Source organism: Mesorhizobium sp. HAY1-8B, from assembly GCF_056868045.1.
This window is the reverse complement of the sequence record NZ_CP200321.1, coordinates 5,138,251-5,164,138: the sequence shown is the minus strand read 5'-3', so window position 1 is coordinate 5,164,138 and position 25,888 is coordinate 5,138,251. Positions and strand designations below refer to the sequence as shown.

24 protein-coding genes and 2 tRNA genes are annotated in these 25,888 nt (G+C 62.7%); 21 read left to right on the top strand and 5 right to left on the bottom strand.

Annotation, left to right across the window (positions count from 1 at the left end; translation table 11 throughout):
- The first annotated feature begins 16 nt into the window (after positions 1-16).
- The 15 genes from nuoG to AC1VON_RS24695 all read left to right on the top strand — a co-directional run bounded on the left by nuoG (position 17) and on the right by AC1VON_RS24695 (position 17,062).
- Complete coding sequence (gene nuoG, locus AC1VON_RS24765) at positions 17-2,098, top strand: NADH-quinone oxidoreductase subunit NuoG (protein WP_483125179.1); 2,082 nt, start codon at positions 17-19, stop codon at positions 2,096-2,098.
- 2 nt (positions 2,099-2,100) lie between these two features.
- The gene (nuoH, locus tag AC1VON_RS24760; RefSeq protein WP_172349997.1) at positions 2,101-3,144 is read left to right on the top strand and encodes an NADH-quinone oxidoreductase subunit NuoH; all 1,044 of its coding nucleotides are present in this window, start codon (positions 2,101-2,103) and stop codon (positions 3,142-3,144) included.
- Positions 3,144-3,635, top strand: coding sequence for an NADH-quinone oxidoreductase subunit NuoI (gene nuoI, locus AC1VON_RS24755; protein ID WP_023812382.1), 492 nt, complete (start codon positions 3,144-3,146; stop codon positions 3,633-3,635). The genes nuoH and nuoI overlap by 1 nt, the downstream gene beginning before the upstream one ends.
- 234 nt (positions 3,636-3,869) lie before the next feature.
- Entirely contained in the window at positions 3,870-4,490 is a 621-nt protein-coding gene (locus AC1VON_RS24750) for an NADH-quinone oxidoreductase subunit J (RefSeq protein ID WP_172349998.1), read from the top strand.
- 1 nt (position 4,491) lies between these two features.
- Positions 4,492-4,800, top strand: coding sequence for an NADH-quinone oxidoreductase subunit NuoK (gene nuoK, locus AC1VON_RS24745; protein WP_019858930.1), 309 nt, complete (start codon positions 4,492-4,494; stop codon positions 4,798-4,800).
- Positions 4,801-4,810: 10 nt separating this feature from the next.
- The gene (nuoL, locus tag AC1VON_RS24740; protein WP_483125178.1) at positions 4,811-6,784 is read left to right on the top strand and encodes an NADH-quinone oxidoreductase subunit L; all 1,974 of its coding nucleotides are present in this window, start codon (positions 4,811-4,813) and stop codon (positions 6,782-6,784) included.
- Positions 6,784-8,289 (top strand): NADH-quinone oxidoreductase subunit M, encoded by a 1,506-nt coding sequence (locus AC1VON_RS24735; RefSeq protein ID WP_483125177.1) that lies wholly within the window; start codon positions 6,784-6,786, stop codon positions 8,287-8,289. Before nuoL ends, AC1VON_RS24735 begins: the two co-directional genes overlap by 1 nt.
- 18 nt (positions 8,290-8,307) lie before the next feature.
- Positions 8,308-9,744 (top strand): NADH-quinone oxidoreductase subunit NuoN, encoded by a 1,437-nt coding sequence (nuoN, locus tag AC1VON_RS24730; protein ID WP_172350004.1) that lies wholly within the window; start codon positions 8,308-8,310, stop codon positions 9,742-9,744.
- A gap of 4 nt (positions 9,745-9,748) precedes the next feature.
- Positions 9,749-10,570 carry a biotin--[acetyl-CoA-carboxylase] ligase gene (locus tag AC1VON_RS24725; protein ID WP_483125176.1) on the top strand — a complete coding sequence of 274 codons (822 nt, stop codon included), beginning with the start codon at positions 9,749-9,751 and terminating at the stop codon, positions 10,568-10,570.
- A gap of 93 nt (positions 10,571-10,663) precedes the next feature.
- Positions 10,664-12,334: a ribonuclease J gene (locus AC1VON_RS24720; protein ID WP_172350007.1), complete on the top strand. Its 1,671-nt coding sequence runs from the start codon at positions 10,664-10,666 to the stop codon at positions 12,332-12,334.
- A 96-nt stretch (positions 12,335-12,430) separates the two neighbouring features.
- Positions 12,431-12,835, top strand: a complete 405-nt coding sequence (mce, locus tag AC1VON_RS24715) for a methylmalonyl-CoA epimerase (RefSeq protein WP_483125175.1) — start codon at positions 12,431-12,433, stop codon at positions 12,833-12,835.
- On the top strand, positions 12,832-13,116 hold the full coding sequence (locus AC1VON_RS24710; protein WP_010910093.1) for a DUF1467 family protein: 285 nt from the start codon (positions 12,832-12,834) through the stop codon (positions 13,114-13,116). Before mce ends, AC1VON_RS24710 begins: the two co-directional genes overlap by 4 nt.
- A gap of 654 nt (positions 13,117-13,770) precedes the next feature.
- Positions 13,771-15,099 carry a proline--tRNA ligase gene (proS, locus tag AC1VON_RS24705; protein ID WP_483125174.1) on the top strand — a complete coding sequence of 443 codons (1,329 nt, stop codon included), beginning with the start codon at positions 13,771-13,773 and terminating at the stop codon, positions 15,097-15,099.
- Positions 15,096-16,382: a lipoprotein-releasing ABC transporter permease subunit gene (locus tag AC1VON_RS24700; RefSeq protein ID WP_483125173.1), complete on the top strand. Its 1,287-nt coding sequence runs from the start codon at positions 15,096-15,098 to the stop codon at positions 16,380-16,382. The genes proS and AC1VON_RS24700 overlap by 4 nt, the downstream gene beginning before the upstream one ends.
- Positions 16,334-17,062 (top strand): ABC transporter ATP-binding protein, encoded by a 729-nt coding sequence (locus AC1VON_RS24695; RefSeq protein ID WP_172350014.1) that lies wholly within the window; start codon positions 16,334-16,336, stop codon positions 17,060-17,062. The genes AC1VON_RS24700 and AC1VON_RS24695 overlap by 49 nt, the downstream gene beginning before the upstream one ends.
- 111 nt (positions 17,063-17,173) lie before the next feature.
- Here the strand turns inward: AC1VON_RS24695 and AC1VON_RS24690 are convergent, their stop codons facing one another.
- Positions 17,174-17,371 (bottom strand): hypothetical protein, encoded by a 198-nt coding sequence (locus AC1VON_RS24690; protein ID WP_483125172.1) that lies wholly within the window; start codon positions 17,369-17,371, stop codon positions 17,174-17,176.
- Positions 17,372-17,746: 375 nt separating this feature from the next.
- Here AC1VON_RS24690 and AC1VON_RS24685 point away from each other — a divergent pair, with 375 nt between their 5' ends.
- Positions 17,747-18,532, top strand: coding sequence for a zinc metalloprotease (locus AC1VON_RS24685; protein ID WP_483125171.1), 786 nt, complete (start codon positions 17,747-17,749; stop codon positions 18,530-18,532).
- 22 nt (positions 18,533-18,554) lie between these two features.
- Here AC1VON_RS24685 and lipB read toward each other — a convergent pair whose 3' ends face one another.
- Positions 18,555-19,298 (bottom strand): lipoyl(octanoyl) transferase LipB, encoded by a 744-nt coding sequence (lipB, locus tag AC1VON_RS24680; protein WP_483125170.1) that lies wholly within the window; start codon positions 19,296-19,298, stop codon positions 18,555-18,557.
- A 226-nt stretch (positions 19,299-19,524) separates the two neighbouring features.
- Here lipB and AC1VON_RS24675 point away from each other — a divergent pair.
- Positions 19,525-19,609 (top strand) — tRNA-Leu (locus AC1VON_RS24675).
- A gap of 93 nt (positions 19,610-19,702) precedes the next feature.
- Positions 19,703-19,798: transfer RNA gene (locus tag AC1VON_RS24670), tRNA-Leu, on the top strand.
- A gap of 146 nt (positions 19,799-19,944) precedes the next feature.
- On the opposite strand, the gene AC1VON_RS24665 is transcribed toward AC1VON_RS24670, so the two are convergent.
- Positions 19,945-20,907 carry a cupin domain-containing protein gene (locus tag AC1VON_RS24665; protein WP_483125169.1) on the bottom strand — a complete coding sequence of 321 codons (963 nt, stop codon included), beginning with the start codon at positions 20,905-20,907 and terminating at the stop codon, positions 19,945-19,947.
- Positions 20,908-21,121: 214 nt separating this feature from the next.
- On the opposite strand from AC1VON_RS24665, the gene AC1VON_RS24660 reads away from it, so the two are divergent.
- The 3 genes from AC1VON_RS24660 (at position 21,122) to AC1VON_RS24650 (ending at position 23,450) form a co-directional block, all read left to right on the top strand.
- A complete protein-coding gene (locus AC1VON_RS24660) occupies positions 21,122-21,892 on the top strand; it encodes an alpha/beta hydrolase (protein ID WP_483125168.1) in 771 nt (256 codons plus the stop codon).
- Between the two features lie 149 nt (positions 21,893-22,041).
- Entirely contained in the window at positions 22,042-22,902 is an 861-nt protein-coding gene (locus AC1VON_RS24655) for an alpha/beta fold hydrolase (protein WP_483125167.1), read from the top strand.
- 53 nt (positions 22,903-22,955) lie between these two features.
- Positions 22,956-23,450, top strand: coding sequence for a DUF302 domain-containing protein (locus AC1VON_RS24650; RefSeq protein ID WP_483125166.1), 495 nt, complete (start codon positions 22,956-22,958; stop codon positions 23,448-23,450).
- 219 nt (positions 23,451-23,669) lie between these two features.
- Here the strand turns inward: AC1VON_RS24650 and sucD are convergent, their stop codons facing one another.
- Both sucD and AC1VON_RS24640 read right to left on the bottom strand, forming a co-directional pair.
- Positions 23,670-24,569, bottom strand: a complete 900-nt coding sequence (gene sucD, locus AC1VON_RS24645; RefSeq protein ID WP_172350020.1) for a succinate--CoA ligase subunit alpha — start codon at positions 24,567-24,569, stop codon at positions 23,670-23,672.
- A 127-nt stretch (positions 24,570-24,696) separates the two neighbouring features.
- Positions 24,697-25,881 (bottom strand): malate--CoA ligase subunit beta, encoded by a 1,185-nt coding sequence (locus tag AC1VON_RS24640; protein ID WP_172350021.1) that lies wholly within the window; start codon positions 25,879-25,881, stop codon positions 24,697-24,699.
- Between the last annotated feature and the right edge of the window lie 7 nt (positions 25,882-25,888).

The following is a 25,888-nucleotide window of genomic DNA, read 5'->3' as shown; positions in this document are numbered from 1 at the left end:
CAGGGGTTTGAAGCGAATGGCAAAGCTCAAGGTCGACGGGAAAGAGATCACTGTACCCGACCACTACACGCTGCTGCAGGCGGCGGAAGACGCGGGCGCGGAAGTGCCGCGCTTCTGCTTCCACGAGCGGCTGTCGATCGCCGGCAATTGCCGCATGTGCCTTATCGAGGTGAAGGGCGGGCCGCCCAAGCCGCAGGCCTCCTGCGCCATGGGCGTGCGCGACCTGCGCCCGGGCCCCAATGGCGAGCCGCCGGAAATCTTCACCAACACGCCGATGGTCAAGAAGGCCCGGGAAGGCGTGATGGAATTCCTGCTGATCAACCATCCGCTGGACTGCCCGATCTGCGACCAGGGCGGCGAGTGCGACCTGCAGGACCAGGCGATGGCATTCGGCGTCGATTCCTCGCGCTATCACGAGAACAAGCGCGCGGTCGAAGACAAGTATATCGGCCCGCTGGTCAAGACGGTGATGAACCGCTGCATCCATTGCACGCGCTGCGTCCGCTTCACCACCGAGGTTGCCGGCATTTCCGAGCTCGGCCTGATCGGTCGCGGCGAGGACGCCGAAATCACCACCTATCTCGAACAGGCGATGACCTCGGAGCTGCAGGGCAATGTCATCGATCTCTGCCCGGTCGGCGCTTTGACTTCCAAGCCCTTCGCTTTCCAGGCGCGGCCGTGGGAGCTGACCAAGACCGAATCCATCGACGTGATGGATGCGGTCGGCTCGGCGATCCGCATCGATAGCCGTGGCCGCGAAGTGATGCGCATCCTGCCGCGTGTCAACGAACAGGTGAACGAGGAGTGGATTTCCGACAAGACCCGCTTCATCTGGGACGGCCTCCGCACGCAGCGCCTCGACCGCCCTTATGTGCGCAAGGACGGCAAGCTGGTTCCGGCAAGCTGGGCAGACGCGTTCGCGGCGATCAAGGATGCGGTATCGAAGACGACGCCAGAGAAGATCGGTGCCATTGCAGGCGATCTCGCGGCGGTCGAAGAGATCTACGCCTTGAAGCTCTTGATGGCTTCGCTCGGCTCGAACAACATCGACTGCCGCCAGGATGGCGCCGCGCTCGACCCGTCGCTCGGACGCGCCAGCTATATCTTCAACCCGACCATCGAGGGCATCGAGCAGGCCGACGCGGTGCTGATCATTGGCGCCAATCCGCGCTTCGAAGCCTCCGTGCTCAATGCCCGCATCCGCAAGCGCTGGCGGGTCGGCAACCTGCCGGTCGGCGTCATCGGCGATGTCGGCGACACGCGCTATGATTACGAATTGCTGGGTGCCGGTCCGGATTCGCTCAAGGATCTGGCCGATGGCAATGGCAAGTTCTTCCAGACACTGAAGAAGGCGACGCATCCGCTGATCATCGTGGGCCAGGGTGCACTGGCGCGCGCCGACGGCGCGGCCGTGCTCGGCCAGGCGGCCAAGCTCGCCACGGCCGTCAACGCCGCTCGCGCGGACTGGAACGGCTTTGCCGTGCTGCACAATGCGGCAGCCAGAGTCGGCGGCCTCGATCTTGGCTTCGTGCCGGGCGAGGGCGGCAAGGATGTCGCCGGCATGCTGGGCGAAACGGACGTGCTGTTCCTGCTCGGTGCCGACGAGATCGACATGGGCAGGACCGGCGGCGCCTTCGTCGTCTATATCGGTACGCATGGTGACGCCGGCGCCCACCGCGCCAATGTCATCCTGCCGGCTGCGGCTTACACCGAAAAGTCGGCCACCTACGTCAACACCGAAGGGCGCGTGCAGCAGACCAACCGCGCCGGCTTCGCGCCGGGCGATGCACGCGAGGACTGGGCGATCCTGCGGGCGCTGTCCGACGTTCTGGGCAAGAAACTGCCGTTCGATTCACTGCCGCAACTGCGCGCGAAGCTCTACGGCGAATACCCGCATCTGGCTCGCATCGACCAGGTCGCGGCCGGCAATGCCGAGGACGTCGCCGGCGTGGCGAAGCTCGGCGGGCGGCTGAACAAGGGCACCTTCACGTCGCCGGTCAAGGATTTCTACCTGACCAACCCGATCGCGCGGGCATCGGCCGTGATGGCGGAATGCTCGGCACTGGCCAAGAGCGGCTTCAAGCAGGCGGCGGAATAAGCATGGACACCTTCTTCTCCTTCTACGTGCTGCCGGCGCTGCTGATCCTCTTGAAGTCAGTCGTGCTGATCGTGGTGCTGCTGGTCTTCGTCGCGTATATCCTCTACGCCGACCGCAAGATCTGGGCGGCGGTGCAGCTGCGCCGTGGCCCGAACGTGGTCGGCCCCTGGGGCACGCTGCAGGCTTTCGCCGATCTGTTGAAATTCGTCTTCAAGGAACCAATCATCCCGTCAGGCGCCAACAAGGGCGTGTTCCTTTTGGCGCCGCTGGTGTCGGCTGTGCTGGCGATCTCGGCCTGGGCGGTCATTCCGGTCAACCAGGGCTGGGCGATCGCCAACGTCAATGTCGGCATCCTCTATGTCTTCGCCATCTCCTCGCTCGAGGTCTATGGCGTGATCATGGGTGGCTGGGCGTCCAACTCGAAATATCCGTTCCTCGGCGCGCTGCGCTCGGCCGCGCAGATGGTGTCCTACGAAGTCTCGATCGGCTTCGTCATCGTCACCGTGCTGCTGACGGCCGGCTCGCTCAACCTCAGCGATATCGTGCTGTCGCAGCAGGGTGGGCTTGGCACGCGGCTTGGCCTGCCCAACACCTTCCTCGACTGGAACTGGCTGGCCCTGTTCCCGATGTTCATCATCTTCTTCATCTCGGCGCTGGCCGAGACGAACCGGCCGCCCTTCGACCTGGTCGAAGCCGAATCGGAGCTGGTCGCCGGCCACATGGTGGAATATTCGTCGACGCCGTTCCTGCTGTTCTTCCTCGGTGAGTATGTCGCCATCGTGCTGATGTGCGCGCTGGCCACCATCCTGTTCCTCGGTGGCTGGCTGCCGCCCTTCGACTTCGCGCCCTTCACCTGGGTGCCCGGCGTCATCTGGTTCGTGCTGAAGGTCTGTTTCGTGTTCTTCGGCATTTCGATGGTGAAGGCCTTCGTGCCGCGCTACCGCTACGACCAGCTGATGCGGCTGGGCTGGAAAGTGTTCCTGCCGATCTCGCTGTTCATGGTGGTCGCCACCGCAGCCTTCCTCAAGATCACGGGGTTTGCGTGATGTCCGCTCTTTCCCAGGCCGCAAAATCGCTGCTGCTGCAGGATTTCGTCAGTGCCTTCTTCCTGTCGATGCGCCAGTTCTTCGCGCCGAAGGAGACGATCAACTATCCGCACGAGAAGGGGCCGACCAGTCCGCGCTTCCGTGGCGAGCACGCACTGCGCCGCTATCCCAACGGCGAGGAACGCTGCATCGCCTGCAAATTGTGCGAGGCGATCTGCCCGGCGCAGGCCATCACCATCGAGGCCGGCCCGCGCCGCAATGACGGCACGCGCCGCACGGTGCGTTACGACATCGACATGGTGAAGTGCATCTATTGCGGCTTCTGCCAGGAAGCCTGCCCGGTCGACGCCATCGTCGAGGGGCCGAATTTCGAGTTCGCGACGGAGACGCGCGAGGAACTCTACTACGACAAGGACAAGCTGTTGGCGAATGGCGACCGGTGGGAGCGCGAACTGGCGCGCAACATCTCGCTGGACTCGCCCTACCGCTGATATTTGACGCATGGACGGGGCGAGGGGCCTCGTCCAGAGGATGATCCCGAAAAGTTGCAGACTTTTCGGACCAGATCATTCTCCGGATGAAAAGAGTGTCGCATGTTTCTTTCGATCGGGTCTTTCAACCCGATCGGAACATGCGATAGGAACACGCAACTTGCCGACCGGAGGCGGTCGCAGAAATCAAACGGGACGAACGTCCTGTTTGGACAGGAACCCGGGGGAACCCCAATGCTGAGTGGACTAGAGGCGGCCTTTTTCTACCTCTTCGCCTTTGTCGCCGTGGCGTCGGCGTTCATGGTCATTTCGTCGCGCAACCCCGTGCATTCGGTGCTGTTCCTGATCCTGACCTTCTTCAACGCCGCCGGCCTGTTCATGCTGACGGGCGCCGAATTCCTGGCGATGATCCTGCTTGTCGTCTATGTCGGCGCGGTCATGGTGCTGTTCCTGTTCGTCGTCATGATGCTCGACGTCGATTTCGCCGAACTGAAGAGCGGCGCGCTGCAATATGCGCCGATCGGCGCCTTCGTCGGGCTGATCCTGGCAGCGGAACTGATCGTGGTGCTGGGCGGCTACACCTTCGTACCGCAGCTCGCCTCGACGATCTCCAAACCCATTCCGGATCTCGCCACGCGCTCGAACACGGCCGCACTCGGCGACATCCTCTATACCGACTACCTCTACTACTTCCAGATTTCGGGCCTCATCCTGCTGGTCGCCATGATCGGCGCCATCGTGCTGACGCTGCGCCACAAGGAAGGGGTCAAGCGGCAGTCGATCGCAGCCCAGGTCGGCCGCACGCCGGCCACCGGCATGGAAATCCGCAAGGTCAAGTCGGGCGAAGGAGTTTGAGATGGTCGTCGGCATCGCACATTATCTGACCGTATCGGCGATCCTGTTCACGCTCGGCGTGTTCGGTATCTTCCTGAACCGCAAGAACGTCATCGTCATCCTGATGTCGGTCGAGCTGATCCTGCTTGCGGTCAACATCAACTTTGTCGCCTTCTCGGCGGCGCTCGGCGATCTGGTTGGCCAGGTGTTCGCACTGTTCGTGCTGACGGTCGCGGCGGCCGAGGCGGCAATCGGACTTGCCATTCTCGTCGTCTTCTTCCGCAACCGCGGCTCGATCGCGGTCGAAGACGTGAACATGATGAAGGGTTGACGGAACCACCATGTATCAGGCCATCGTCTTCCTTCCACTGCTCGGCTTCTTGATCGTCGGCCTGTTCGGCACGTCGCTCGGCGCCAAGGCGTCCGAATACATCACCTCCGGCTTCCTGGTGATTTCGGCTGTTCTGTCGTGGGTTGCCTTCTTCAGCGTCGGCTTCGGCCATGGCGAGGTGTTCGTCGTGCAGGTGCTGCACTGGATCCAGTCCGGCGGGCTGGACGTATCCTGGGCGCTTCGCATCGACACGCTGACGGTGGTGATGCTGGTGGTGGTCAACACCGTGTCGGCGCTGGTCCACATCTATTCGATCGGCTACATGCACCACGATCCGAACCGGCCGCGCTTCTTCGCCTATCTGTCGCTGTTCACCTTCGCCATGCTGATGCTGGTGACGGCCGACAATCTGGTGCAGATGTTCTTCGGCTGGGAAGGGGTGGGCCTTGCCTCCTACCTGCTGATCGGCTTCTGGTACAAGAAGCCGTCGGCCAATGCCGCGGCCATCAAGGCCTTCGTCGTCAACCGCGTCGGCGATTTTGGCTTCGCGCTCGGCATCTTCGGCGTTTTCGTCCTTTTTGGTTCGGTCAATCTCGGCACCATCTTCGCCAACGCAGCAACGTTCATTCCGGCTGAAGGCGCCCCGCAAGGTGCGGCTGTGCTGACCTTCCTCGGCCATGCGCTGGACAAGCAGTCGGCGATGACCGTCGTCTGCCTGCTCCTGTTCATGGGCGCCATGGGCAAGTCGGCGCAGGTGCCGCTGCACACCTGGCTGCCGGACGCCATGGAAGGCCCGACGCCGGTCTCCGCGCTCATCCACGCCGCCACCATGGTGACGGCGGGCGTGTTCATGCTGGCGCGGCTGTCGCCGCTGTTCGAGCTGTCGCATTCGGCGCTGACGGTGGTGACCTTCATCGGTGCCTTCACCGCCTTCTTCGCGGCGACCGTCGGCCTGGTCCAGAACGACATCAAGCGGGTCATCGCCTATTCGACCTGCTCGCAGCTCGGCTACATGTTCGTGGCGCTCGGCGTCGGGGCCTATGGCGCGGCGATCTTCCACCTGTTCACGCATGCCTTCTTCAAGGCGCTGCTGTTCCTCGGTTCGGGCTCGGTCATCCACGCCGTCTCCGACGAGCAGGACATGCGCAAGATGGGCGGCCTGCGGTCACTGATCCCGACAACCTACTGGATGATGGTGATCGGCACGCTGGCGCTGACCGGCGTCGGCATTCCGGTGACCGTCATCGGCACCGCCGGCTTCTTCTCCAAGGACGCCATCATCGAGAGCGCCTTTGCCGGACATAACTCGGTCGCCGGCTTTGCCTTCGTGCTGCTGGTCATCGCCGCCTGCTTCACCTCCTTCTACTCCTGGCGGCTGATCTTCATGACCTTCCACGGCAAGCCGCGGGCGAGCCATGAGGTGATGCACCATGTCCATGAATCGCCGCCGGTGATGCTGGTGCCGCTGTTCATCCTGGCCGCCGGCGCGCTGTTTGCCGGCATCATCTTCCACAATTCCTTTATCGGCGAAGGCTATGCCGAGTTCTGGAAGGCGTCGCTGTTCACGCTGCCGGACAACCACATCCTGCACGAGATCCATGAACTGCCGCTGTGGGTCGAACTGTCGCCCTTCATCGCCATGCTGATCGGCTTCGCGCTGGCCTGGAAGTTCTATATCCGCTCGCCGGAAATGCCCGTGAACCTTGCCAAGCAGAATCGCGGGCTCTACGCCTTCCTGCTCAACAAGTGGTACTTTGACGAGCTCTACGACTTCCTGTTCGTGCGGCCGGCCAAGCGCCTCGGCCATTTCCTGTGGAAGACCGGTGACGGCACCATCATCGATGGGCTCGGACCGGATGGCATTTCGGCGCGCGTCGTCGATGTCACCAACCGCGTCGTCAAGCTGCAGACCGGCTACCTCTACCATTATGCCTTCGCCATGCTGATCGGCGTTGCCGCACTCGTCACCTGGATGATGCTCTGATGACCGCCTGGCCAATCCTCTCGCTGGTCACCTTCCTGCCGCTGGTTGGTGTGCTGTTGATCCTGTTCATCAACGATGACAGCGAAAACGCACGCCGCAACATCCGCGCCATTGCGCTGTTGACCACGACGTTCACGTTCATCATCTCGCTGTTCATCTGGACCGGCTTCGACAATTCGCAGGCGGGCTTCCAGTTCGTCGAAAAGGTCGCGTGGCTCGACTCCGGCATCTCCTACCACATGGGCGTCGACGGCATTTCCATGCTGTTCGTCATCCTGACGACCTTCCTGATGCCGCTCTGCATCCTGGCGTCGTGGGAATCGATCGAGAAGCGCGTCAAGGCCTACATGATCGCCTTCCTGTTGCTCGAGACGCTGATGATCGGCGTGTTCTGCGCGCTCGACATCGTGCTGTTCTACGTCTTCTTCGAAGCCGGCCTGATCCCGATGTTCATCATCATCGGCGTCTGGGGCGGCAAGCGTCGCGTCTACGCCTCGTTCAAGTTCTTCCTCTACACGCTCGCCGGCTCGGTGCTGATGCTGCTCGCCATCATGGCGATGTTCTATCAGTCCGGCACCACCGACATCCCGACGCTGTTGACCCACAACTTCCCGGCCAACATGCAGACCTGGCTATTTCTAGCCTTCTTCGCCTCCTTCGCGGTGAAGATGCCGATGTGGCCGGTGCACACCTGGCTGCCGGATGCACACGTCGAGGCGCCAACGGCCGGTTCGGTCATCCTGGCCGGCATCCTCCTGAAGATGGGTGGATACGGCTTCCTGCGCTTCTCCCTGCCGATGTTCCCGCTGGCGTCCGAAATGTTCGCGCCGCTGGTCTTCACGCTCTCGGTCGTCGCCATCATCTACACCTCGCTGGTGGCGCTGATGCAGGAGGACATGAAGAAGCTGATCGCCTATTCGTCGGTCGCCCATATGGGCTTCGTCACCATGGGCATCTTCGCCATGAACCAGGAAGGCGTGCAGGGCGCGATCTTCCAGATGCTCAGCCACGGCCTCGTCTCGGGCGCGCTGTTCCTGTGCGTCGGCGTCATCTATGACCGCATGCACACGCGTGAGATCGATGCCTATGGCGGCCTGGTCAACAACATGCCGAAATACGCCACCGTGTTCCTGATCTTCACCATGGCCAATGTCGGCCTGCCAGGCACCTCAGGCTTCATCGGCGAGTTCCTGACCATGCTCGGCGTGTTCCGGGTCAACACCTGGGTGGCGTTCTTCGCCGCCACCGGCGTCATCCTGTCGGCGGCATACGCGCTCTGGCTCTACCGCCGGGTGATCTTCGGCGCCCTGACCAAGGACAGCCTGAAGGGGCTGCTCGACCTGTCGGCGCGCGAGAAGGTGATCATCTACCCGCTGGTCGTGCTGGTCATCTTCTTCGGCGTCTATCCCGCTCCCGTCTTCGATGCGACGGCCCAATCGGTCAAGTCGCTCGTCACCAATGTCACCGCATCCATCGGCGCCGCGCAGACCGCGGCGGCGAACTGACCAGAGGTTTTGCGAACCATGACGCCGGACCTTCTCTCCAGCCTGTCGCTCTCGACGCCCGAGCTGATCCTTGCCATCGGCGCGCTCGCGCTGTTGATGGTCGGCGCCTATTCGCGCGCCAACACCGCCAATACGGTGACCGGCCTTGCCGTCGCCGTGCTGGTGGTCGCCGGCGCTTGGCTGATCTTTCACACCGGGCAGGGCAGCGCCTATGGCAATGCCTTCATCCAGGATCCCTTCGCCCGCTTCATGAAGGTGCTGGCGCTGGTCGGTTCGGCGGTGACGCTGGTCATGTCGATGCGCTTTGCCAAGGCGGAGCATTTCGACAAGTTCGAATATCCGGTGCTGATCCTGCTGTGCACGCTCGGCATGATGCTGATGATCTCGGCCAATGGCATGATCGGGCTCTATCTCGGCCTCGAACTGCAGTCGCTGGCGATCTACGTGCTGGCGGCGATCAATCGCGACAATCTGCGTTCGACCGAGGCGGGCCTGAAGTACTTCGTCCTCGGCGCGCTGTCGTCGGGCATGCTGCTCTACGGCATCAGCCTGGTCTATGGTTATACCGGCAATACCGGCTTCCAGGAGATCGCCACGGCACTTGGCAGCGGCGAACGCCAACTCGGCCTCGTCTTCGGTCTCGTCTTCGTGCTGGCCGGCCTTGCCTTCAAGATCTCGGCGGTGCCGTTCCATATGTGGACGCCCGATGTCTATGAAGGTGCGCCGACGCCGGTGACGGCCTTCCTCGCCGCAGCCCCCAAGATGGCTGCAATGGCACTGATCGTGCGCGTCACCATGGGCGCGTTCAAGCCGATCGCCGCCGACTGGCAGCAGATCATCGTCTTCATCTCGATCGCCTCGATGGCGCTCGGCGCGTTCGCCGCGATCGGCCAGACCAACATCAAGCGCCTGATGGCCTATTCCTCGATCGGCCATATGGGTTACGCGCTGGTCGGCCTTGCCGCCAACAGCCAGGCCGGCGTGCGTGGCGTCGCCATCTACATGCTGATCTACCTGGTGATGACGCTCGGCACCTTCGCCTTCATCCTTGCCATGCGGCGCAAGGAAGGCAATGTAGAACAGATCAGCGACCTGGCAGGGCTGTCCTCGACCAACCCGATCATGGCGACGATCCTGACCATCCTGATGTTCTCGCTGGCCGGCATTCCGCCGCTCGCCGGCTTCTGGGGGAAGTGGTACGTCTTCCTCGCGGCCATCAACGCCAACCTCTACGCGTTGGCGATCATCGGTGTTCTGGCCTCGGTGGTGGGCGCTTACTACTATCTGCGCATCATCAAGATCATGTGGTTCGACGAACCGGTCGGCGGCTTCGTGCCGATGGCCAGTGAACTGCGCCTCGTGCTCGGCGTCTCCGGCGCCTTCGTGCTGTTCTATGTGCTGATCGGCGGGCCGATCGGTACCTATGCCGAAGCCGCCGCCAAGACATTTTTCTGACGGGATGGCATTTCGGCTGGCCCCAACCTCGGCGTCGGAAGGGTTCCGGCTCGAGGCCCATGACAGTATCGGCTCCACCAACACGGTGGCGCTGGACCACGCAAGGGCAGGCGATCCGGGCAAATTATGGGTCGTTTCCAAGAAGCAGGAAAGCGGGCGTGGCCGGCGCGGCCGCGCCTGGGTGTCGCCCGAAGGCAATCTGGCGGCGACCTTGCTTGTCGTCACCGGCGGTGAACTTCGTCTTGCCGCGACGCTGGGTTTTGTCGCCGGCCTGTCGCTTGCCGATGCACTCGATGCCGTGGTGCCGAAGGGCCGCATCGCCATCGGGCTTGATGGCGCAAGCCAGGGACAAAACCGTTTCGAGTTGAAATGGCCGAACGACGTTCTGGCCTCCGGCGCCAAGCTGGCCGGCATCCTGCTGGAGTTGGCGATGCTGGACGGCGGCCGTTTTGCCGTGGCGGTGGGCATCGGCGTCAATGTGGTGGCGCATCCCACGGATTTGCCGTATCCCGCGACATCGCTCCAAGCGCTCGGCGCGACATGCGATGCCGAAACGCTGTTCCTGGCGCTGTCGGATGCCTGGAGCGAGAATGCCCGGCTGTGGGATGAGGGGCGCGGGCTTTCAGCCATCAGGAGACGCTGGCTGGCGCGCGCTGCGGGACTCGGCGGCGAGGTTGCTGTCAGAATTGACGGTAATGTGGTGCGTGGGGTGTTCGAGACCATTGACGAGGATTGCCGTTTCGTGATCCGCGACGATGAAGGGGCGGTTCTGACGATCGCTGCCGGCGATGTGCATTTTGGCGCCGTGGCATCCGCCCGGGTATAGTTTGTCCTTGCGCAATTCCGGACGGAAAATGGTTAGACACTTTTCCTGGAATTGCTTTAACGGCTTGGCCTGAGGGCCAGGAAGGGAAAAATCATGGCGAAAACGGAAAACGCCGAACTCGTCTTCGTGCCGCTCGGCGGCGTCGGCGAGATCGGTATGAACTTCGCCCTCTACGGCTATGGCCCGCCGAGCGCGCGCGAATGGATTGTCATCGATGTCGGTGTCACCTTTCCAGACGCGGCGCATCCGGGCGTCGACCTGATCCTGCCCGACACGCGCTTCATCGAGGAGAACCTCGCCAATCTGCGTGGCATCATCATCACCCACGCGCATGAGGATCATTACGGCGCGCTACTCGACATCTGGCCGAAGCTCAAGGCGCCCGTGTGGATGACGCCGTTCAGCGCCGGGCTGCTGGAAGCCAAGCGCCAGGGCGAGCAGGGGGCAGCCAAGATCCCGCTGACGATCTACCGGGCTGGCGAGAAATTCACTGTCGGCCCGTTCGAGATCGAAGCCATTCCGGTGGCGCACTCCATCCCCGAGCCGATGTCGCTGGCCATCACCACGCCAGCCGGTACGGTCATCCACACCGGCGACTGGAAGATCGATCCGGAGCCGACGATCGGACCCAAGACCGACGAGGCGCGTTTCCGCGCCTATGGCGACAAGGGCGTGCTGGCACTGATCTGCGATTCGACCAATGCGCTGCGCGAAGGCGAATCGCCTTCGGAAGTCGCCGTTGGCGAGGGCCTGAAGGGCGTCATCCAGAGTGCTGTCGGCCGCGTCGCCGTCACCACATTCTCCTCCAATGTCGGGCGCATCGTCTCCATCGCGAGAGCAGCACGCGATGCCGGCCGCCAGTGCCTGGTGTTGGGCCGCTCGCTGAAGCGGGTCATCGATGTCGCCGACGAGCTCGGCTACATGGACGGCTTGCCGGAATTCATCGCCGAGGAAGATTTCGGCTTCATCCCGCGCGAAAACCTCGTCATCATCTGCACCGGCAGCCAGGGCGAGCCGCTTGCCGCACTTGCAAAACTGTCGCGCGACGAGATGAAATCGGTGTCGCTGACGGCAGGTGACACGGTGGTGTTTTCCTCGCGCACCATTCCCGGCAATGAGAAGGCGATTCTCGAGATCAAGAACCGCCTCATCGATCTCGGCATCAAGATCATCGAGGACGGCGACGCGCTGGTGCATGTCTCCGGCCACCCGCGCCGCAGCGAGCTGCGCAAGATGTATGAATGGGTGCGTCCGCAGATCGGCGTTCCCGTGCATGGCGAGGCGGCGCATCTGGTGGCGCAGGGATCGCTGATGTCGACATCCGGCATCGGCCAGGTGGCGCAGGTGCGCGACGGCGACATGCTGAGGCTCGCGCCCGGTCCTGCCACCATTATCGACCAGGTGCCGTTCGGCCGCATCTACAAGGACGGCAGGCTGATCGGCACCGACCAGGCGATGGGCATTCGTGACCGGCGCAAATTGTCCTTTGCCGGCCATGTCGCGGTAAATGTCGTGCTGGACGACAAATATGAGTTGGCCGGTGACCCCGACCTGGTCGCCATTGGCGTCGCCGAGGCGGATGCCAGCGGCGAGACGCTCGAAGACCTGATGATCGATGCGGCGGTAGGCGCGGTCGACTCGATTCCCCGTCAGCGCCGGAAAGACCTGGACCTTGTGCAGGAGGCCGTGCGGCGGGCGGTGCGCGGTGCGGCCAACGAGGCCTGGGGCAAGAAGCCGCTGGTGACGGTGTTTGTTACGAGATGAAGGGACTAGGGCAGTAGAGATTTCGACATGGGCTATACGTCTGCCTTTCCCCCATTGCCGTACTGCCCTATTGCCTTACTTGCCTGAGGAATTTCTATGCTTGGACGCTTGAACCATGTCGCGCTTGCGGTGCCGGATCTGGCGGCGGCGGTCTCCGCCTACCGCGATACGCTCGGCGCCGAAGTGACGGAGCCGCAGGCTTTGCCGGAGCATGGCGTCACGGTGGTGTTCGTCAATGTCGGCAACACCAAGATCGAATTGCTGGAGCCCTTGGGGGAAAGCTCGCCGATCGCGGCATTCCTCGCGAAGAACCCGTCCGGCGGCATGCATCACCTCTGCTACGAGGTCGACGACATCCTGGCCGCGCGTGATCAGCTCAAGGCCGCCGGCGCCCGTGTGCTGGGCGACGGCAACCCGAAGACCGGTGCCCATGGCAAGCCTGTGCTGTTCCTGCACCCGAAGGATTTCTTCGGCACGCTGATCGAACTGGAGCAATCATGAGCTGGGTTTCGTTCACCGCCCTGTTTTTCGCGACGTGGTGGGTGGTGCTGTTTGCCGTCCTGCCGTTCAGCGTCAGGACACAGGACGACGATCATGACGTGACGCTGGGCACGGTTCCAAGCGCGCCGCGCGGCCCGCACATGCTGCGTGCCGTCATCCGCACCACCATCGCCACCGCGATCCTGATGGGCATTTTCTACGGCCTGACGCATGGCCTGGGATACAGCCTCAACGACATCCCGCACATCGTGCCGGATTTCGGCCAGACACCCGCAAAATAGATCGCCCGGCAAGGGCGCTTCGATACCGTAAAAGCGTGGCGGAGGGGATCGAGACGCCGCACTGCCTGGCAGCTGTATGCTTGCTGACGCAGGGTAATGTGGCCTGGCAACTCGCTGCGCTAACCAGATGATTGCACAAAAAAAATGCAAGGCACGAGGCCTTGCAATTAAACGCGTCCGATCTGTTTCCGGTTTCCGGCGGCAGCGAGTAACCGCGCCTAGATCGCATCCTCCCAAGACTTTGACCGCGTAGGAGAGCAGATTTTTCTCCGCCCTCTCGGTTATCGCGGCACACTAGCCTAAGCCGAATGAAAATGTCACGAAGAATTTTGCCTCGAAACAGGCATTCTCGTGCTGCACTGCACAATAGTATGGCATGCTTTGCTTTCGAAACGACCAGCAAGGCAAAGAGGAGCTGCTGCGGCATGTTTTGAGTTGACGTGCGCAAAGAATTCGAGGCCGAACGCGAAGAGATTGTGTGGGCTCAACCGCCGGCGCGGCCTGGCCCGGAAAGCGGAGGTTTCCGGGCTGCAACGCGCTGATGTGCCGCGATGGCCGGGTTTCCATTCCGCCATGAAATGGCTATGAAGCCGGGTCAAGCAAGCCTGCGTCGCACCGATTCTGGCGCGACCATTCTCATTCACGGACCAGTCCATGCGTTTGTCGCGCTATTTCCTGCCTATCCTCAAAGAAAATCCGCGCGAGGCCGAGATCGTCTCGCATCGGCTGATGCTGCGTGCCGGCATGATCCGCCAGCAGGGGCAGGGCAGTTTTTCCTGGCTGCCACTCGGCAAGCGGGTGCTGGACAAGGTTTGCCAGATCATCCGCGAGGAGCAGAACCGCGCCGGCGCGCTGGAGATCCTGATGCCGACCATTCAGTCGGCCGATCTGTGGCGCGAAAGCGGTCGCTATGACGACTACGGCAAGGAGATGCTGCGCATCAAGGATCGGCAGGACCGCGACATGCTCTACGGCCCGACCAATGAGGAAGTGGTCACCGAAATCGTCCGCGCCTACGTCAAGTCCTACAAGGACCTGCCGCTCAATCTCTACCATATCCAGTGGAAGTTCCGCGACGAGGTGCGGCCGCGCTTCGGCGTCATGCGCTCACGCGAATTCCTGATGAAGGACGCCTATTCCTTCGACCTTAACTTCGAAGGCGCGAGGGCCGCCTACAACAGGATGTTCGTGTCCTATCTCAGGACCTTCACGCGCATGGGCCTGCAGGCGATCCCGATGCGCGCCGACACCGGGCCGATCGGCGGCGATCTCAGCCACGAATTCATCATCCTGGCGGACACCGGCGAGAGCCAGGTCTATTGCGATCGCGATTATCTGTCGCTCCAGGTGCCTGACGAAAACACCGACTTCGCCAATGACGCCGAGATATCGGACATCGTCAAAACCTGGACAACGCCTTACGCCGCTACCGACGAGATGCATGATGAGGCGGCGTGGGATCAGCTCGGCGAAGCGGATCGGGTTTCGGCGCGGGGCATCGAGGTCGGCCACATCTTCCATTTCGGCGACAAATATTCCAAGCCCATGGGCGCCAAGGTGACCGGGCCCGACGGCAAGGACCATTTCGTCTCCGGCGGTTCCTACGGCATTGGCCCGTCACGGCTGGTCGCGGCGATCATCGAGGCCAGCCATGACGAGAACGGCATCATCTGGCCTGACGCCGTGGCGCCGTTCGACATCGGCCTGATCAACATGAAGGTGGGCGACGCCGAGTGTGACCGCGTCTGCGACGAGCTTTATGCCGCCTTCGCAGCCAGCGGCAAGGATGTGCTTTACGACGACACCGACCAGCGGCCGGGCGGCAAGTTCGCCACCGCCGACCTGATCGGCCTGCCCTGGCAAGTGATCGTCGGGCCGCGCGGCGTGGCCGCCGGCGAGGTCGAGATCAAGAATCGCAAGACCGGCGAGCGCGAAACGCTGCCGCTGGCCGACGCGAAAAAACGCTTCGGTGCGGCCGCATGAGCGAGGCGGCTGCGGCAAGATCGGCGGGCGCCGGCCCGTTCTCCATCTTCGAACGCATGGTGGCGTGGCGCTATTTGCGCTCGCGGCGCAAGGAGACGGTGATATCGGTGATCGCCTCGATCTCCTTCCTCGGCATCATGCTGGGGGTGGCGACGCTGATCGTCGTCATGGCCGTGATGAACGGATTCCGGGCCGAGCTTCTGACGCGCATCCTCGGCGTCAACGGGCATCTGATCGTGCAGCCGCTCGATTCGCCGCTTGAGGACTACGCCCAGGTCGCCGGCCGCATCAATGGCGTGCCCGGCGTAAAATACGCCATCCCGCTGATCGACGGCCAGGTGCTGGCGCAAGGCAATGTCGGCGGCGGCACCGGTGCGCTGGTGCGCGGCATACGCGGAGAGGATCTCGGCAAGATCGCCATCGTCGCCAGCAATGTCAAACAAGGCACGCTCGCCGATTTCGACTCGGGCGAAGGCGTGGCCATCGGCAAGCGCATGGCCGAGAATCTCGGACTGACGCTCGGCGATACCATCACCTTGATCTCGCCCGATGGTGACGTGACGCCGCTGGGCACCACGCCGCGCATGAAGGGCTACAAGATCGCGGCGATCTTCGAAGTCGGCATGTCGGAATATGACAGCTCCATCGTCTACATGCCGTTCTCGGAAGCGCAGCTCTACTTCAACATGGATGGACGCGCGCAGACGATCGAGATCTATGTCGACAATCCCGACAATGTCGACGCACTGAAGCCGAAGGTGGAAGAAGCGGCGCAACGGCCCATCGACATCGTCGACTGGCGCCAGCGCAACGAGACCTTCTTTTCCGCCCTGCAGGTCGAGCGCAACGTCATGTTCATGATCCTGACGCTGATCGTGCTGGTGGCGGCGCTCAACATCATTTCCGGATTGATCATGCTGGTGAAGGACAAGGGGCACGATATCGCCATCCTGCGCACCATGGGCGCGACGCGCGGTGCCATCCTGCGCATCTTCCTGATGACGGGGGCGGCGATCGGCGTCACCGGTACGCTCGCCGGCGTGCTGCTCGGCGTCGTCATCTGCACCAACATCGAATCGATCCGCCAGTTTTTCTCCTGGATGACCGGGAAGGTGCTGTTCAACCCGGAGCTCTATTTCCTCAGCCAGTTGCCGGCAAAGATGGATCCACGCGAAACGACCTATGTCGTCATCATGGCACTTGGACTGTCCTTCCTGGCGACGGTGTTTCCAGCATGGCGGGCGGCTCGCCTCGATCCCGTCGAAGCCTTGAGGTACGAGTAGTGGCCGAGGTCATTATCGAACTGAAGAGCGTCGAGCGGCACTATGTGCAGGGGCCGCGCAAGCTCACCATCCTGAACGGCGCCGATTTCTCGCTGAAGCGCGGCGAGATGGTGGCGCTGGTGGCGCCGTCGGGCACCGGCAAGTCGACGCTGCTGCACACGGCCGGCCTGCTGGAGCGCCCCGACGCCGGCGACGTGATCCTGTCCGGCCGGGCCTGCGGACGACTGTCCGACGACGAACGCACGTCGATCCGCCGCAACGATGTCGGCTTCGTCTACCAGTTCCATCACCTGCTGCCGGAGTTTTCCGCATTGGAAAACATCATGATGCCGCAGCTGATCAAGGGCCTGTCGCGCAAGGAAGCGGCGGAGCGCGCCGCACAGCTGCTCGACTATATGCAGATCGGCAAGCGCGCCTCGCACCGGCCGGCCGAATTGTCCGGCGGCGAGCAACAACGCGTCGCGATTGCGCGCGCGGTCGCCAATGCGCCGCTGGTGCTGCTGGCCGACGAGCCGACCGGCAACCTCGACCCGGTCACCGCCTCCTATGTGTTCGACGCGCTGGGCGCACTGGTCAAGCAATCGGGCCTCGCGGCGTTGATCGCGACCCACAATCACGACCTGGCATCGCGCATGGATCGGCGCGTTACGCTCGCCGATGGCAAGGTGGTGCCGCTTTAGGGCACGTCGATGTTCGGTGCCGGAATGGGTCCAACCTGGACAACCTCCAGCGAGATTTCGCGAATATAAGTTGCCGTCAGGGATTCTGATATCTTCGACAGTCACTCAGGCTTAGAACCGCCAGTGAGCATTCAGCGCGATCAAGGTGGAAGAGATCGCGATCATCACCAGGATCAGCAGCCAGGTTACAAAGTTGCGCGAGAGGCGCCACCGGCGGCCCTGTCTCATACGCTTTCGCCAGCGATCAGCTTGATTGGCGCCTTCGTGTTGCCCCACGTCCATCGCTCGGTAGTCGTACAGCTTGGCCACTATTGTCTCGACTGAGATTGAGTGTAAGCAGGCGTTACCACAGCTTGCCCTAGCCGAGGAACCGCAAGCTTGAAGCGCGCCAGGAGCCGCAAAAGGCTCATCCATACGCTACGGGAAGATGGCGTCGCCCACATCCTCCTGACCTGTTGATAGGTTTCGCGCCGTCAACCTTTCCTTAACCCTGCCGATTTGATCGCTCGAAGATTCCGGCCGCGGGCGGATTCTGTGCGTTGACTTTGAAACAAAGTTAGAACAAATTGAGAACATATCAACAACAGGAGAGAGTTATGACCGATCTGGTTCAGGATGTCATCTCGCTGGTTTGCATGAGTGCGTTTCTCGTTTCCATGGCGATCTGGATCGGCGCCATGTGATTTGGCGGCTCTCGCCGCTTTGGTTTCCGCAGGTGAAAGCCGCTCCCCGACCGGTCAGTATCGCAAGGGCGGCTGGTTCGAGCATCCGTTCAGTCAGGTCGGCTTTGCCGTACTGTCGGCATTGATGCTGTGGCCGTTCTTCGGCCTTCACCTCGGCGGGCTGGCGCTCGCCTCGGTCGTGGCCCTGCATGAACTCGGCCACATTGCGGCGTTCCGGCTGATGGGCCACCGCAAGGCGCGGATGATCTTCATCCCGCTGCTCGGCGGCATCGCCATTGGCGGCCGGCCGTACAACAGCCGTTTCGAAGTTGCCTTCGTGGCGCTGATGGGGGCTGGCTTCTCCGCCTTCCTGGTGCCGATGGTCATTGCCGCCAGTGCGTTTGCGGGCGGTGAGGGGCACAAGGCCGCGGTCGCGCTGCTGGCGGCGCTGGCGGGCTGCGCCGCCTTGTTCAACATCGCCAATCTGGTGCCGGTGTGGAAGTTCGACGGCGGCCAGGTGCTGCGCCAGATCTGCCCGGGGCCGATCGCGCTGGCGCTGGCTTCGTTTTTCCTGCTCTCGGCGTTCCTGGCGGTGGGGTGGCGGGCCGGCTTTTCCTCCGGCTTCCTGCTCGCGGCGGGGGCGGTCTTTTCAATCCTCAGCCTGCTGACCATGGGCAGCGGGATCAAGCCGCGTTACGAGCTGGAGCCGATCCGCACGGTCGACCGCTTCGCCATCGCCTGCGCGCTGCTGGCGGTGTTCGTCATCCATGGCTGCGGCGTCCTGTGGGCGTCGGCGCAGTTGCTTTGAGCCATGTTTGAACCCGAAGGGTTCAACCAGTCTTTCGGACTGGCTTGGTGGGTGCAGCCACGGCGGGACCGAAAACATCCTCGAAGGCTGATTTCAGCGCCAGATCGAGGTCGGCCATGCCAATGGGAAGGCCGAGGTCGACGAGGCTGGTGACACCGTGGTCCTGCACGCCGCAGGGCACGATGCCGCTGAAATGGTCGAGATCCGGCTCGACATTGATGGCGATGCCGTGAAAACTCACCCAGCGCCGCAGCCGGATACCTATTGCCGCGATCTTATCTTCGGCCGGCGAACCGTCCGGCAAGGCAGGGCGATCGGGCCGCACCACCCAGACGCCGACCCGGTCCTCGCGGCGTTCGCCGCGCACGTTGAAGGCGGCGAGCGTGCCGATGATCCACTGTTCGAGCGCGGCGACGAAGGCGCGCACGTCCTCGCGTCGCCGTTTCAGGTCAAGCATGACATAAGCGACCCGCTGGCCCGGTCCATGATAGGTGTATTCGCCGCCGCGACCGGCCGAAAAGACCGGGAACCGGTCGGGATCGATCAGGTCCTCGACGCGCGCGCTGGTGCCGGCGGTGTAGAGCGGCGGATGTTCGACCAGCCAGACCATTTCGCCGGCGGCGCCGCTGCGTATCGCCTCGGCACGCGCCTCCATGAAGGCAAGCGCATCGGGATAGGGGGTAAGGCCAGGCTCGATGCGCCACTCGACCGGTGCTGAACCGGCGAGCGGCAGGAACGACGTGGCGATCTGGCTGCGTTCTGTCATGGCTTTTCGTTTTTCACTTATGCCGCCGCGATCCGCTTGCACTTTCGGGCGGCATGCATCTGTCTCCATATGGCGTTATCAGCTGGAAACGTCCAGTTCCGGCCCTTCATTCCAATCCTGTGGACCGTTATGCCAATCGCTTGAGATTATTGCGTGTAGCGCACTTGTTTCACTGGAAACGATTTGCTACACGCCGCGAGCCGGTCGGTTCCGGCTCCTACCACGTGCGGTCGTGGCGGAATTGGTAGACGCGCAGCGTTGAGGTCGCTGTGGGGCAACCCGTGGAAGTTCGAGTCTTCTCGACCGCACCAACTCTCGATCCGTCGGCATCGCGATTGCCGCCATCCGAAGCCCAAACAGAGATCAGGTCTCGACGTCCAGCCGTATCTTGAGGTCGAGCAGCCGCGGGGCCTTGTTGCACACCTTTTGGAGCCGGCAGTGCGCGGCGTTGAGGTCGCTGTGTGGCAACCCGTGGAAGTCGATTCTTCTCGACCGCGCCATTTCGGTACAAAACCGGGCACTCCTGCCGGAGCCGTGCCGCCGCCCATCACCAGATTTCCAGAACCGTCTGCCTTCCGAGAGTACAGATTTCCGTGCCGTCCACCGTCGACGTTGTCGATCACCGCGCGGCCACAAGCGCGGGAGGTCAATCGACGACTTCTGCTTCCAGATCGTCCCCTTGCCTCCGGCCACCGTCAGAGCGGCGAAATGCTCGGTAGCGGCCAGGCGATAGGCCGTGATGTCGATGGAAAAGCTTCGAAAACGCGGTCGCGGTCTCATAGCCGACACGGGCCGCAATCCGTGCAATCGCCTCGTCGCTTGTTTCGAGCAGAAATGCGGCCTCCGACATCCGGCGCGCGATCAGATAGCGGTACATGGGCTCGCCGACGAGCTTGGTGAAGCGGGCCGAAAACGCCGAACGACCAAGTCCCACGCTTTGCCCGAGGTCGCCAAGCGTCCAGGGTCGATCCGGTCGTTCGTGGATCAACTGAAGGGCCGGTCCTATATGCGGGTCCGCCATAGCCCCCAGCCACCCGCCTTCTCCGGGGCCGAGCGACTTGATCCAGCTCCGCAACACCTCAACGAAGAGCACTTCAGTCAGACGTGAGAGCGCGACGCCTTGTCCGGGACGCTCGAACGCCGCCTCGCTCACCATGCGTTGCAAAATCGCCGCGAGCCATCCTCCGTCTTCCGCCGGCTTCAGGAGAAGCAGGGGCGGAAGCAATTCCAAAACGCTGCCGCGCGAGGGCCGTGCCACAGTGAAATTGCCACAGATCATCGTCGCGACAGGCTGCCCGCCGCCTCCGTGACGAATGAGGCCAAGACGCCCGGCCAGTCGATCGATGTCGAGAATCGGTAACGGCTCCGTCCGGCTATCCGAGTAGATCACATGGGGCTCGCCACGCGTGACGACCACAAAGTCGCCCTCGCTCATGTGGAGTTCCCGTCCCTCTTCGAGCGCGAGGGTAGCCGAGCCACGGCTGAGATAGTGGAACAGGGCGTAGGGGCGCTTTGGCAACGCGACATTCCAGGGATGGCCAAGCTCGAAGTGGAACAGCAAGGTTCCGCCAAGGCGAACGCGATCGAGCACTTCAGCCAGGATGTCCATCCTCCCAATGATAATACGACGGACGGTCCGACACAATATTCGGACGATTGAGGCCTAACGTCCAAATACTCCCCGTACTAGTTGATCGCAAGTCGAGCCGACAGGTCGCGCGGCAACCATCACCCGCAGCGGCGGATGGGAGAACCGCGACTGTTGCCGACACGCCTGCCCTTCCTCGGACCTGCGTCGTCCGTCATCACAACAGGAGCAATCAATGCGAAATCTTCTACTCTCCGTCGCCACTATCCTCATGGCCGGAGCAGCAATTGCCGCCCCCGCCCAATCGGCTCAGCTGCCCAAGGGGGCGGCTCACAATATCGTGCTCGTTCATGGCGCTTTCGTCGACCAGACGAGCTGGAAGCCGGTTGCCGATATCCTCACGAAGAAGGGCTACAACGTAACGCTCGTCGAAAACCCGCTCACCTCCCTCGCAGCGGACGTTGATGCCACCAAACAGGCGCTCGCCAAACAGAACGGCAGGACCGTCCTCGTTGGCCACTCCTGGGGCGGTGTGGTCATCACGCAGGCGGGTAACGATCCCAAGGTCTCGGCGCTCGTCTATGTCTCCGCATTCGCGCCCGACGTGGGAGAATCCCTGGCGAGCCTGGCCAAGAGCGGTCCGGCAACCGAGGGCGGCGCGGCGATTCATCCCGACGAAAAGGGCAACCTCTACATCGATCCCAAAGTGTTTCCTTCGGCAGTCGCGGCCGACCTTCCCGCGGAGATCGCCGAATCCCTGGCAAACCATCAGCTGCCGTTGAACCACACGGCGTTCGAGGCTCCCGTCGATACGGCAGCCTGGCATGACAAGCCGACATTCTATGTGATCAGCACGAAGGACAAGGTCATCGCACCCGAGGTCCAGAAGATATTCGCCGAAAGGATGAAGGCCCAGACGACGGAGGTCGCCGGTAGCCATGCCTCCCTGGTCGTCCACGCCAAGGAAGTCGCCGCGGTGATTGAAAAGGCTGCACTCGTGAAGTGACGATACCGCTCCCGGCACCTTCGTGCCGGGAGCAACACGCGTGCTCGACGGACCACGGAATGCCTTGGACCGCGAGCGGCTCAGACCCAGCCAAAACCGCACCAGCCACTCCCACTCAATTATTTAATGCCAAGCATCCGGAGGATGACATGACTGAGTTCGACCCCGCGAGCCAGGACGCAGCCACTCTAGAAACGGCGCCCACCCGTTACATCGAAGGCGGCGGCATCCGCTTCGCCTATCGCCGCCTCGGCCCATCGACCGGAACGCCGCTGGTTCTCCTGCAGCATTTCTCGGGCAACATCGATGCGTGGGACCCCGCCGTCGTCAATGCCCTGGCCACCGATCGACCGGTGGTCGTTTTCGACAATGCCGGGGTCGGCCGCTCGACAGGCCAAACGCCCGACAACATCGCGGCGATGGCCCGAGACGCGGTCGCCTTTATCAACCAGCTCGGCCTCTCCCAAGTCGACCTTCTGGGCTTTTCCCTTGGCGGCTTCATCGCGCAGCAGATCGCCGCCGAGCACGCAACGCTGGTCCGCAAGCTCATCCTCGTCGGCACCGCTCCGAAAGGCGGAGAGGAACATCTGTTGGCGGTTCTACAGGACGCGTTTTCCCAAACCGACGCGCCGGACCCCCGCCTGCCGTTGTTCTTCACGAAGTCGTCCGCCAGCCAGTCGGCCGGTCTGGCGTTCCTGAAGCGGGCGAAGGTGCGTAAGGAAGATCGGGACACCGATAATGGCGGCGCGGTGACGGATCCACAGGCCAAGGCGCTTATTACCTGGTGCGCCACACCTGATCCAGAGCACTCAATTCTGCGCGCCATCCATCAGCCCGCCCTTGTGGTCAGCGGCAGCCACGACACCATGCTGCCGGCGGACAACGCCTACGCAATGTTCAAGGCTCTAAGCAACGCTCAGCTGGTCCTCTATCCCGATTCCGGCCACGGCGCCCTGTTTCAGTACCACGAATTGTTCGTCAGCCACGTCCGGACCTTCCTGGAAGCGTAATCACGGCGCGATCGGTCGCCCCATTATTCCTGAAAGCTGTTGCGGAGAAAGAAATGACAATCGCAAAGGTCGAGGTTGAGCGTTTCAGCCTGACGTGTTCCAAACCATTCGACGCCGTTGTGGCCGCGCTCAAGTCAGCGGTCGGGCAACCTGACATGGTCGAATTTTTCAAGACAACGAGGGCTGCAAATTCCTTCTCGGATTTGGAGCGCGTTGTGCAAAGCGGCCTCGGCCGAACAGGTCTCATGCTCTTCGCGGAATTCGACTTGGGCGCCATTCTGCGCCGTGAAACTGGACGCGACACTCCCAAGAGCATGCGATTCCTGGTGGGCAATCCACTCATCATGAAGGACATGGTCAAGCACGTTCCCGATGCTGGATCTTACGCCCCGGTCACAGTCCTTGTTGATGAACGTCTCGATGGCGTTCATGTCTCCTACGACAAAATGGAGAGTTGTCTGCTCCCTTATGGCAGTTTGGAGGCTCTTGCCGTCGCTCGCGATCTTGATGCGAAAATCACAACCTTGCTACGCGAATGCGCGCGCTAACTCATGGTGACGCTTCAGGCGGCAGGTTACGCCCACGCATTTGGCCATGACATAGCATTGGCCCTGCTGCCGCTGGTCTTGGCACGCCCGGCACGGCGCTGGAGGTTTCAATTCTCGGCGAGCGGCGCCCGGCAGGGGTGATCGCCGACTCTCCCTATGACCCGGAACGATCGCGCGGGCGTATGTGAGGGACACCCCCAGCGTCGAGAGGCCCGGAAATCACGCCGCCTTTTTCATCCGTGCCAGCGTATCGGCCACCACCTCGCCAAACGACGATGGCGTCGGCACGATGATGACGCCTGCCTCCTTCAGGATTTCGACCTTCTCCTGCGCCGACTCGCCGAAGGCGGAGATGATGGCGCCGGCGTGGCCCATGCGGCGGCCCTTCGGGGCGGAAAGGCCGGCAATGTAGGCGATGAGCGGCTTGCGCATGTTGTCGCGCGCCCAGATCGCGGCTTCGGCTTCCTGCGGTCCGCCGATCTCGCCGATCATCACCACGGCGTCGGTCTCGTCGTCCTGTTCGAACAGCTTCAGCATGTCCTTGAAGGAGGAGCCGTTGATCGGGTCGCCGCCGATGCCGACGCTGGTCGACACGCCGATGCCGAGCGCCTTCATCTGCGAGGCCGCCTCGTAGCCGAGCGTACCGGAACGGCCGACGATGCCGACGCGGCCGGGCAGGTAGATCGAGCCGGGCATGATGCCCATCAGGGCTTGCCCGGGCGTGATGACGCCGGCGCAGTTCGGACCGATCAGCCGCATGCGGTCCTCGAAGCGGTAGCGGCGCATGTAGCGCTTGACCTGCATCATGTCCTGCGAGGGGATGCCGTCGGTGATGCAGACGCAGAGTTTTATCCCCGCATCGGCGGCTTCCATGATCGAATCGGCGGCGAAGGGCGGCGGCACGAAGACGATGCTCGCCTCCGCGCGGGTCTCGCGCACCGCGCCCTTGACGGTGTTGAAGACGGGCAGGCCGAGATGCGTCTGGCCGCCCTTGCCGGGGGTGACGCCGCCGACAAGCTTGGTGCCGTAGCGCTTCATGTCCTCGGCATGGAAACTGCCGATCTTGCCGGTGAAACCCTGGACGATGACGCGGGTGCTGCGGTTGAGCAGGATTGCCATTTTTTGACCTCCCTAGAGCATGATGCCGAAAAGTGTGAAGCGGTTTTCGGACGACATCATGCTCTATCTGTTTGATTTTAGAGACGGATTCAGATTTCAGGTCGATTCGACCTGAAATCATCCGGCTCTAGGCTGCTTTTTTCTTGGCGGCCGCGCGCCAGGCGGCGACGGCTTTTTCGGCGGCTTCGGCAAGCGTGTCGGCGACGATCACCGCCTCGCCGGAATCGGCCAGGATGCGGCGTCCTTCCTCGGCCTTGGTGCCGGAGAGCCGCACCACCAGCGGTATGGTGACGCCGACCTCGCGTATCGCCTTGATCACGCCCTCCGCGACCCAGTCGCAGCGGTTGATACCGGCGAAGATGTTGACCAGGATGGTCTCGACATTCTTGTCGCCGAGCACGGCGCGGAAGGATTTCGCCACCCGCTCGGGCGAGGCGCCGCCGCCAATGTCGAGGAAATTGGCCGGCTCGCCGCCGGCGATCTTGATCATGTCCATGGTCGCCATGGCGAGCCCCGCGCCATTGATGATGCAGCCGATGTTGCCGTCGAGGCCGACATAGGAGAGGCCACGGTCGCTGGCGAAGGTTTCGCGCGGGTCTTCCTGGCTCTTGTCGCGCAGTTCGGAGATTTCCGGCCGCCGGAACAGCGCGTTCTCGTCGAACGACATCTTGGCATCGAGCGCGATCAGATTGCCGTCGCGGGTCACCACCAGCGGATTGATCTCCAGCATCGAGGCGTCGTAGTCGCGGAACACCTGGTAGCAGCTGAAGATGGTCTCGGTCGCCTTGCCGATCAGGTCGTGATCGAGGCCGAGCCCGAAGGCGATCTCGCGGGCCTGGAAACGCTGCATGCCGACGCCGGGATCGACCGAGGTGCGCAGGATGGAATCGGGGGCCTTCTCGACGATGTCCTCGATCTCCATGCCGCCGGCGGCCGAGGCCACGATCATCACGCGCTCTTCCTTGCGGTCGAGGACGAAGCCGACATAGAGCTCCTGCGCGATATCGACCGCTTCCTCGAGATAGAGCCTGGAGATCAGCTTGCCGCGCGGGCCGGTCTGCTGGGTCACAAGCTTGCGCCCGAGCATCGCTTCGGCGGCACTGGAGATTTCCTCGTCATTGGCGCACAGCTTGATGCCGCCGGCCTTGCCGCGGGCGCCGGAATGAACCTGCGCCTTCAAGACCCATTTGCCGCCGCCGATCTCGCGCGCGCGGTAGGTCGCCTGCTCGGGGCTGTAGGCCAGCCCGCCGCGCGGCACATGCACGCCGTGCCGGGCGAGCAATTCCTTGGCCTGATATTCGTGGATGTCCATTCTCGTC